Origin of the sequence: Pseudomonas migulae NBRC 103157 (assembly GCF_002091715.1) — a bacterium.
GTDB classification, from domain to species: domain Bacteria; phylum Pseudomonadota; class Gammaproteobacteria; order Pseudomonadales; family Pseudomonadaceae; genus Aquipseudomonas; species Aquipseudomonas migulae_A.
This window is the reverse complement of record NZ_BDAG01000021.1, coordinates 102,731-111,032: the sequence shown is the minus strand read 5'-3', so window position 1 is coordinate 111,032 and position 8,302 is coordinate 102,731. Positions and strand designations below refer to the sequence as shown.

Here is an 8,302-nt window from a genome sequence, read left to right as displayed (position 1 = left end):
CCCCCGCGGTTACGGATATGTACACCATCAAAACCTGCGTCGCCTGATGCTCAGCCATCGCTAGCAAGCCAGCTCCTACAGGGGTTCAGGGTACATCCGTGAGAACAAAGATCAGCTGTCAGGCCGCCATCGCGAGCAGGCTCGCTCCCACAGAGATCATGGTTTGCTCAGAAAACACACCTGCCAGACAACACAACGCCCAAAGCAAAAAAAGCCCGCTGACCTCCTCGGTCCAGCGGGCTTCTCTTTGCGCGAAAATCTTAGTGAGCCACTGCCGCCTGCTCTTCCATCTTCTTGCGCAAGCTCAACGGACGCATGTCCGTCCAGGTTTCTTCGATGTAAGCCAGGCACTCCTTCTTCAGCCCGCTTTTGCCCACAGTGCGCCAGCCTTCTGGCACGGCTTTGTAGTCGGGCCAGATCGAGTACTGCTCTTCGTGGTTGACCACGACCTGAAAGAGGATGTCCTCGCGGTCGAAAACTGACGTCATGCTGTCTCTCCATCGCTGTTAGGTAGGCTGCACGGCGTGCGCAGCCGTTATGTAGAAAGAACGTTCCGGAGCCCGGAAAATTTAAAGGCTGTCGGTAGCAGCAGCCATGGCCCGACCGAAAATCTCCGCGACCCGATCGATTTCCGCAGCGGTGATCACCAGTGGCGGCAGAAAACGCACCACACCACCATGACGGCCGCCCAGCTCAAGAATCAGCCCACGCTTGAGGCATTCACGCTGCACCAGCGGCGCCAGACGCGCAAAAATCGGCGGGTGACCCTGACCATCCGGCGCGCCCGTCGGGTCAACCAGCTCGACCCCCAGCATCAGGCCGCGACCACGAATATCGCCCAGTTGCGCAAAGTCCCGCTGCAGAATGCGCAAGTGTTCGCTCAAGCGGTCACCCATGGCGGCAGCGTGTTCGCACACCTTGTGCTCGACCAGATAACGCATCACCGCAGAGCCCGCGGCCATCGCCATTTGATTGCCGCGGAACGTTCCGGCGTGGGCGCCCGGCAGCCAGGTGTCGAGCCAGTCGCGATACACCACCACCGCCAGCGGCAAGCTGCCGCCGATGGCCTTGGACATCACCACCACGTCCGGAATGATCCCGGCGTGCTCGAAGGCGAACATCTTGCCGGTACGGGCAAAACCGCTCTGGATTTCGTCGACGATCAGCGCCACGCCCGCCTTCTCGGTGATGCGCCGCACACCGCGCAACCAGTCAAGGTCAGCCGGGATCACCCCGCCCTCGCCCTGGACGACCTCCACAATCACAGCGGCCGGCAATTGCACGCCGGCCTCGGGATCGTTCAGCAAATTATCGAGATAGTTGAGATTGACCTGCACACCCTGCGCGCCGCCCAGGCCGAACGGGCAACGGTAATCGTAGGGATACGGCATGAACTGCACCCCGCTGCTGAGCAACGCACCCAAGGGTTTTTTCGGCCCCAGGCTGCCCATCAGGCTCAACGCGCCCTGGCTCATGCCGTGATAACCGCCCTGGAAAGACAGCACGGTGCTGCGTCCGGTGGCGGTGCGCACCAGTTTCAGCGCGGCTTCCACGGCGTCGGTGCCGGTCGGACCACAGAACTGAATCTTTGCTTCAGCGGCGAGCTCAGGCGGCAGCAGACCGAACAGGTCCTGGACGAACTGGTCCTTGACCGGCGTAGTCAGGTCGAGAGTGTGCAGCGGCAGTTCATCGGTCAGCACTTGCTGGATCGCTTCGATCACCACCGGATGGTTATGCCCCAGGGCCAGCGTCCCGGCGCCGGCCAGGCAGTCAATGAAACGGCGGCCTTCAACATCTTCGACATAAATGCCCTTGGCACGCTTCAGGGCCAGGGGAATGCGTCGCGGGTAGCTGCGGGCATTCGATTCCTGCTGACTCTGGCGTGCCAGCAATGGCGATTCGTTGAACTGATACAGCGTCTCGGTCGGCGCCGGAGTGATCCGGGCCGACTGATCTTCCATAAGGCTGGTAGCGACTGACATCTCTCGACCCCTCAATAAGGTTTTCCTGTTCTGGAAACGCATCAGCGCGCCGAGGATTTAGACCCTTGATCAGCTTTTATGAAGGTGACGTCAGTGCCTTGTGCATGGGGATGGCGTGGAGCCCGGCGACGGTGAAGGTTTCGGCGCAGGGCTGATAACCCAGGTGACGGTAAAAGGCTTCGCTGGTTCGGGTGCTGTTGAGTCGGGCCTGCGCCAAACCGCGTTCAATCAGCCAGCTTTCGAGGTCGTGGACCAGCGCCAACCCGGCACCGCGTCGAAACCATTCCGGCTGCACGTAACAGAACGCTACCTTGCCGCTGATCGCCGCCATCGCAACGCCCACCGGTTTGTCCTGCAACAGGGCGATGTTCAGGTACAACCGTGGGTCGGTCAGCCACGCTTGAATGTGTTCAGTGGTTTTGCTGTGAGTCCAGGAGGAGACGGTTCGCGGGTCGTTGCGATGGTCGAGCGCACAGCCGACGCGGATCGAACGCTCGACGATCCGACTGATGATGCCGGCGTCGGCGGGGGTTGCCTTGCAGATGTGCAGGGGTGCATCCATGGCGCTGTGACCTCAATCCATTGAGAAAAAGCTGTCGGGGACGATAGCGTCGGTGGTGACAGAAATGCCAATGGAGAGAGGTTACATTTGATGTGCAACACAAACCCTTGTAGGAGCCGGCTTGCTGGCGATGGCGACCGCAGGGTCAACATCTATGTTGATTTTGAGGACGCTATCGCCAGCAAGCCGGCTCCTACAGGGGGATTGGGGTGTTGGTCAGACCGGTTGCAACGGCATGCTCAACTCAACCCGCAAGCCATCCGGGCGGCTGTCGAAATGCAGCGTGCAGCCACAACGCTGAACGATCGCCTGGACAATCGCCAGCCCCAAGCCGCAGCCGGTGCTCTGGCCGTTGCGCCAGAAGCGTTGGGTCAGGTGTTGCAGATCGTCTTCGGCAATGCCCGGGCCATGGTCGCGCACCACGAACTGCACACGGCTGCCGGTGGTCTCCAGGCTCAGTTCCACCGGACCGTCGTTCGGAGTATGGCGCAGGGCGTTGTCCAGCAAATTGCGCAGCGCGGCAATCGACAGCACCGCGGGCATTTGCACCGGGGCATGGGAGAGTACCGGCGGCAGCTTGAATTTGATCCGCTGACGATCACCACTGGCGGCATCCTGAATCGCCAGTTTCGCCACTTGCTCGGCGCTGCATTGCACACCATCGTCGAACGACAGGCTGCCCTCGACCCGCGCCAGCAGCAACAGTTGTTCAAGGGTCCGGTGCAGGCGGTCGGCACCCTCCTCCGCCCGGGCCAGCGACTGATCCCGCGCCGCGCCGTCGGTCATGCGCGCCACTTGCAGGTGTGTCTTGATCGCCGTCAGCGGGCTGCGCAATTCATGCGCCGCGTCACCGGTCAGGCGGCGTTCGCGCTCGATGGTCTTGCCGATGCGCTGGAACAACTGGTTCTGGGTATCCAGCAACGGTTGCAATTCGCTGGGCAGCGGCTGGATCTGCAAAGGCTCGAGCGAGTCGGCGCTGCGGCGCATCAAGGCGTCGCGCATGCGGTTCAGCGGCGCCAGTCCCTGGCCGATGCCCAGCCAGAGCAGGCACAGGCAACCGAGCAATGCCACGCCGACCGGCACCGAAGCGGCCAGCAGGATCGACATGTTCAGCGCTTCACGCTCGATCTGCCGGTCAGCGGTGGTGATGCGCAGGTCGCCACGGGCCAGGGTGAAGCTGCGCCACGGCGCGCCGTCGATCATCTGATCGTGGAAGCCCATTTTCTCGGCTTCCAGGGTTTGTTGCGGATCGGTGTGACTGCGGGCGAGGATTTCCCCGCGCAGCGAGCTGACCTGACACGCCATGCCCCCCGGAATATTCAGTTGTTCGGCGCTGAAATGGGTGCCCTCGCCCTTGGTCGGCAAGGCCGGCAATTGCTCCATCAGACCGGCGACCATGCGCGCCGACGCCACCAGCCGCTGGTCGAGGGAAAACATCATCTGGTTGCGCAGGTCGCTGAGCATCCAGGCTGCCGCCAGGGCCCAGATCAGCGCAAATGCGGCGCCGAGTGTCAGGCTCAGGCGCAAACGCAGGCTCATCACTTTTTCACGTCCTCTGCACCATCGGCCGGCCCCAGGCGATAGCCCAGGCCGCGCACCGTCTCGACAATCCCATTGCCGAGTTTGCGCCGCAAGTGATGGATATGCACGTTGAGGGCGTTGCTTTCCAGCTCGTCGTTGAAACCGTAGACGCTGTCTTTCAACTGCTCGGTGGACAGCACCCGGCCCCGGTTGTGCAGCAGAGCTTGCAACAGCGACTGTTCGCGACGGGAAAGGTCCACCGGTTGGCCGGCGAGCATGGTTTCGCGGCTGCTCGGGTCGTAGGTCAGGGCACCGTGCTCGATCAGGTTGACGCTGCGCCCCGCCACCCGCCGCAACAACGTGTGCAGGCGCGCGGCGAGTTCACGCAAGTCGAACGGTTTAAGCAGGTAATCATCGGCACCCGCTTGCAGCCCGTCGACGCGGTCGGTGACCGAATCCCGCGCGGTGAGAATCAGCACCGGAATCTCCAGACCGTTGTGGCGCAACTGCTGCAACAGCTTCAGGCCGTCCTCGTCGGGCAGGCCGAGATCGAGCACCATAACGTCGAACTCGGCGACCTTGAGCATGGCGCGGGCAGCCGAAGCCGTGGCTACGTGTTCGACCGTCAGGCCTTGAGCGGTGAGACCGGCGACAATGCCGCTGGCGATCAGCTCGTCGTCTTCGCAAACCAGTACGTGCATGGTCAACCCTGTTGAAAAAAGCTGATTAGGCCGGTGGCCGATTAAGCGGACATTATGCCGCAAGCGCCACGTCCACAAGGTTATCGCGGTTAATCATCGGTTAATCGCCGCCTCCCATTGTGCACCTCACTTGCAAAGGGATAAGGCTGACCCATGCGTCGACTGTTTTTGTTTTTTGTGCTCTTGATCTCGGGTGTGGCCCAGGCAGGGACCAATCCGTTCGAAACCAAACCTGAGTTCCTGCCGGTGGAAAAGGCGTTTGTCTTCACCTCCGAGCGCCTCGAATCAGGTGAAATGCAGCTCTATTGGCAGATCACCGACGGTTACTACCTGTATCAGAAACGCCTGAAATTCGATGGGTTGCCCGCCGAGCTGCATCCTGCGTTACCCGAAGGCGAGCCTCACAGTGATGAATTCTTCGGCGAACAGCCGGTGTATCGCCAGGGCCTGGAACTGAAGATTCCGGCCGGTGCGACGGGCACGATCAAGGTTGGCGTCCAGGGCTGTGCCGATGCCGGTCTGTGTTATCCACCGCAAACCCAGGTGGTGGATCTGGGCGGCAGTGCTGTCACTTCCGCGACGACCGAAGCCCCGGATCAAGCCCTGGCCAGCAGCCTGCAACAACGGGCGCTGGGCTGGAGTTTGCTGGTGTTCTTCGGTCTGGGCCTGTTGCTGGCCTTCACCCCTTGCTCGCTGCCGATGCTGCCGATTCTCGCCGGTTTGATCGTGGGCAGCGGCGCCACGCCAAAACGCGGGTTTGCGCTGGCCACCAGCTATGTCGTGAGCATGGCGCTGGTGTATGCGGCGATGGGCGTCCTCGCCGCGCTGCTTGGGGCGAACTTGCAGGCGCTGCTGCAAAACCCGTGGTTGCTGGGCAGTTTCGCCGCGGTGTTTGTGCTGCTGGCGCTGCCGATGTTCGGTTTTTTCGAGTTACAACTGCCGGTGGCGCTGCGTGACCGGCTGGAAAACGTATCGCGCAATCAACGCGGTGGCAGCCTGATCGGCGCGGGTGTGCTGGGCGCGTTGTCCGGTCTGTTGGTCGGTCCGTGCATGACCGCGCCGCTGGCGGGTGCTCTGCTCTATATCGCGCAAAGTGGCAACGCGCTGCACGGCGGGTTGATTCTGTTCGCCATGGGCATCGGCATTGGTGTGCCACTGCTGTTGCTGGTGACGGTCGGCAATCGCTTCCTGCCCAAACCCGGTGCCTGGATGAACCTGCTCAAAGGCGTGTTCGGCTTCCTGTTCCTCGCCACCGCGTTGCTGATGCTGCGGCCGGTGCTGGATGAGTCGTTGTGGGTCGGTCTGTGCGGTGCGTTGTTGCTGATTGCCGCCTACAGCGCCTGGAAACAGTCCGAAGGTTTCGGACGCGTCGCGCATCTGTTCGGTGCCAGCTCATTGCTGCTCGGCGTGTGGGGCAGTCTGTTGATGATCGGTGCGGCGGGCGGCAGTGATGACCTGTTGAAACCGCTGCAGGTCTATAGCACTGCCAATGCGAGCAATGTCACCCGCCCGGTCGGCCACGACGCCTTCACCACGATCAAGGACCCGACCGCGCTGCAACGGGAACTAGACGCGGCGCAGGCTCAGGGCCAGTGGGTGCTGCTGGACTACTACGCCGACTGGTGCGTGTCGTGCAAGGTCATGGAAAAACAGGTGTTCGGCAAAGCCAAAGTGCTCGAAGCCCTCAGCGAAGTGCGCTTGCTACGGCTGGACGTGACCGCCGACAATGCCGCCAGCCGCGAACTGCTCGGCCGTTATAAAGTGCCGGGGCCACCGAGTTTTCTGTGGATCGGCGCCGACGGCATCGAGCGTCGCAGCCAGCGCATCACCGGCGAGGTCGATGCCGACACTTTCCTGCAACGCTGGACCACCACCCGAGACGCCCGTTAATGCTGACTTTTACCCTCGGCACGTTTGCCATCGCGCTTAACCACCTGCTGCTGATCAGTGCCCTGGCGCTGGCGACGTTTGTCGGCTGGCGGGCGGCCAAGCGCGGTGGCGAGAATCCCGAGTCGGCGCTGTTCAGCCTGTTTCTGATCGGCATGCTGGCCGCCCGGGCCAGCTTCGTGGCGCTCTACTGGACGCACTATCGCAATGATCCGTGGCAAGTCATCGACTTGCGCGACGGCGGTTTCCTCGCATTGCCCGGGGTGATCGTGCTGTTGCTCGCCGCGTTGTATCGCGGCTGGCGTCGGCCGGGCTTGCGCCGTCCGTTGGGCTTCGGCGTAGCCAGCGGCCTGGCGTTCTGGGTGCTGGCTACCTTTTCGCTGACGATTTACGAACAAGGCACGCGCCTGCCGGACATTACCCTGCGCAATGCCGCCGGTGAAACCGTGCAACTGGCGGACTACAAGGGTGGGCCGCTGGTGATCAATCTCTGGGCGACCTGGTGCCCGCCGTGCCGTCGGGAAATGCCGGTCCTGGAAAACGCCCAGCAACATCGCCCGGACCTGACTTTTCTGTTCGTCAATCAGGCCGAAAGCATGCAAAGCGTCAGCACCTTTCTGGAAACACAGGGCCTGAGCCTGTCCAACGTGCTGTTCGACGGCAGTGGCCGGTTGGGCCAGGCCGTCGGCTCGATGGCATTGCCGACTACGCTGTTCTATAGCCCCGACGGTCGCCTGTTGGGCAGCCACTTGGGCGAGCTGTCGGAAGCCAGCCTGGCTCGCGCCCTGGAAAACTTCGAAACCCCGAATCCTGCCGTACCGGCCACCTCTTCAAGGAAACTGCCATGCCCCGCCTCCGCCACCTGCTGACGCTGACCCTGGGTGCCGCCCTGCTGCATCTGCCGTCGGTACAGGCCGCTGAAGAACTGCCCGAAGCGATCAAGAAAATCGAAGCCAAGGGCGCCAAAATTGTCGGCCAGTTCGACGCGCCCGACGGTCTGCGCGGTTATGCCGCGCAGTACCAGAACCGCGGCATGGCGCTGTACCTGACGCCCGATGGCAAACATGTGTTGCTGGGCAGTTTGTACGACGCCGAGGGCAATGACCTGAGCAGCGCGCCCTTGCAGAAACTGGTTTACGCGCCGATGGCCAAGGAGATCTGGGGCAAGATGGAAGCCAGCAACTGGATCGGTGACGGCAACAAGGACGCACCGCGCGTGGTGTACCTGTTCAGCGATCCGAACTGCCCTTACTGCAACATGTTCTGGGAACAGGCGCGGCCGTGGGTGAAGGCCGGCAAGGTGCAATTGCGGCACATCATGGTCGGTATCATTCGTGAGGACAGTCCGGGCAAATCCGCGGCGTTGCTGGCCGCCAAGGATCCGCAAAAAGCCCTGCAAGACCACGAAGCAGCCGGCAAGGCCAGCTCGCTCAAGGCCTTGAAAGATGTGCCGCCGGCGATTCAGGCGAAACTGGCGGCGAACATGCAGCTGATGGAAGACCTGGAGTTGCAGGCGACACCGGCGATTTTCTACATGGACGACAAGGGTGAGTTGCAACAGCAGCAAGGCGCGCCTTCGCCGGACAAGCTGGTGAAGATTCTCGGGCCGAAGTGATTTTTCCCGACTCTTTAGTGTTTTTGCCGGCCTC

Annotated in this window: 8 protein-coding genes; 3 read left to right on the top strand and 5 right to left on the bottom strand. The window is 62.1% G+C overall.

The features are described from left to right. Nucleotides 1-260: 260 nt before the first annotated feature. The 5 genes from PMI01S_RS17120 to PMI01S_RS17100 form a co-directional block, all read right to left on the bottom strand. On the bottom strand, nucleotides 261-488 hold the full coding sequence (locus PMI01S_RS17120; RefSeq protein WP_008033724.1) for an MbtH family protein: 228 nt from the start codon (nucleotides 486-488) through the stop codon (nucleotides 261-263). An 81-nt stretch (nucleotides 489-569) separates the two neighbouring features. After that, nucleotides 570-1,982, bottom strand: coding sequence for an aspartate aminotransferase family protein (locus PMI01S_RS17115; protein ID WP_084321161.1), 1,413 nt, complete (start codon nucleotides 1,980-1,982; stop codon nucleotides 570-572). 76 nt (nucleotides 1,983-2,058) lie between these two features. Then, the gene (locus tag PMI01S_RS17110; protein ID WP_084321160.1) at nucleotides 2,059-2,544 is read right to left on the bottom strand and encodes a GNAT family N-acetyltransferase; all 486 of its coding nucleotides are present in this window, start codon (nucleotides 2,542-2,544) and stop codon (nucleotides 2,059-2,061) included. Nucleotides 2,545-2,760: 216 nt separating this feature from the next. Beyond that, nucleotides 2,761-4,086, bottom strand: a complete 1,326-nt coding sequence (locus tag PMI01S_RS17105) for an ATP-binding protein (protein ID WP_084321159.1) — start codon at nucleotides 4,084-4,086, stop codon at nucleotides 2,761-2,763. After that, complete coding sequence (locus tag PMI01S_RS17100) at nucleotides 4,083-4,766, bottom strand: response regulator (protein ID WP_084321158.1); 684 nt, start codon at nucleotides 4,764-4,766, stop codon at nucleotides 4,083-4,085. Before PMI01S_RS17100 ends, PMI01S_RS17105 begins: the two co-directional genes overlap by 4 nt. 153 nt (nucleotides 4,767-4,919) lie before the next feature. Between PMI01S_RS17100 and dsbD the strand changes: the two genes are divergently transcribed. The 3 genes from dsbD to dsbG are packed head-to-tail and all read left to right on the top strand — an operon-like array spanning nucleotide 4,920 to nucleotide 8,268. Next, nucleotides 4,920-6,656, top strand: coding sequence for a protein-disulfide reductase DsbD (gene dsbD / locus PMI01S_RS17095; RefSeq protein ID WP_084321157.1), 1,737 nt, complete (start codon nucleotides 4,920-4,922; stop codon nucleotides 6,654-6,656). Further along, the gene (locus PMI01S_RS17090; RefSeq protein WP_084321156.1) at nucleotides 6,656-7,522 is read left to right on the top strand and encodes a TlpA disulfide reductase family protein; all 867 of its coding nucleotides are present in this window, start codon (nucleotides 6,656-6,658) and stop codon (nucleotides 7,520-7,522) included. Before dsbD ends, PMI01S_RS17090 begins: the two co-directional genes overlap by 1 nt. After that, nucleotides 7,498-8,268: a thiol:disulfide interchange protein DsbG gene (gene dsbG, locus PMI01S_RS17085; protein WP_084321155.1), complete on the top strand. Its 771-nt coding sequence runs from the start codon at nucleotides 7,498-7,500 to the stop codon at nucleotides 8,266-8,268. Before PMI01S_RS17090 ends, dsbG begins: the two co-directional genes overlap by 25 nt. Nucleotides 8,269-8,302: the final 34 nt, after the last annotated feature.

What these genes read in the sequence shown, in the direction of transcription:
- PMI01S_RS17120 (WP_008033724.1), bottom strand. Translation starts at nt 488, where the DNA reads ATGACGTCAGTTTTCGACCGCGAGGACATCCTCTTTCAGGTCGTGGTC.
- PMI01S_RS17115 (WP_084321161.1), bottom strand. Translation starts at nt 1,982, where the DNA reads ATGTCAGTCGCTACCAGCCTTATGGAAGATCAGTCGGCCCGGATCACT.
- PMI01S_RS17110 (WP_084321160.1), bottom strand. Translation starts at nt 2,544, where the DNA reads ATGGATGCACCCCTGCACATCTGCAAGGCAACCCCCGCCGACGCCGGC.
- PMI01S_RS17100 (WP_084321158.1), bottom strand. Translation starts at nt 4,766, where the DNA reads ATGCACGTACTGGTTTGCGAAGACGACGAGCTGATCGCCAGCGGCATT.
- dsbD (WP_084321157.1), top strand. Translation starts at nt 4,920, where the DNA reads ATGCGTCGACTGTTTTTGTTTTTTGTGCTCTTGATCTCGGGTGTGGCC.
- PMI01S_RS17090 (WP_084321156.1), top strand. Translation starts at nt 6,656, where the DNA reads ATGCTGACTTTTACCCTCGGCACGTTTGCCATCGCGCTTAACCACCTG.
- dsbG (WP_084321155.1), top strand. Translation starts at nt 7,498, where the DNA reads ATGCCCCGCCTCCGCCACCTGCTGACGCTGACCCTGGGTGCCGCCCTG.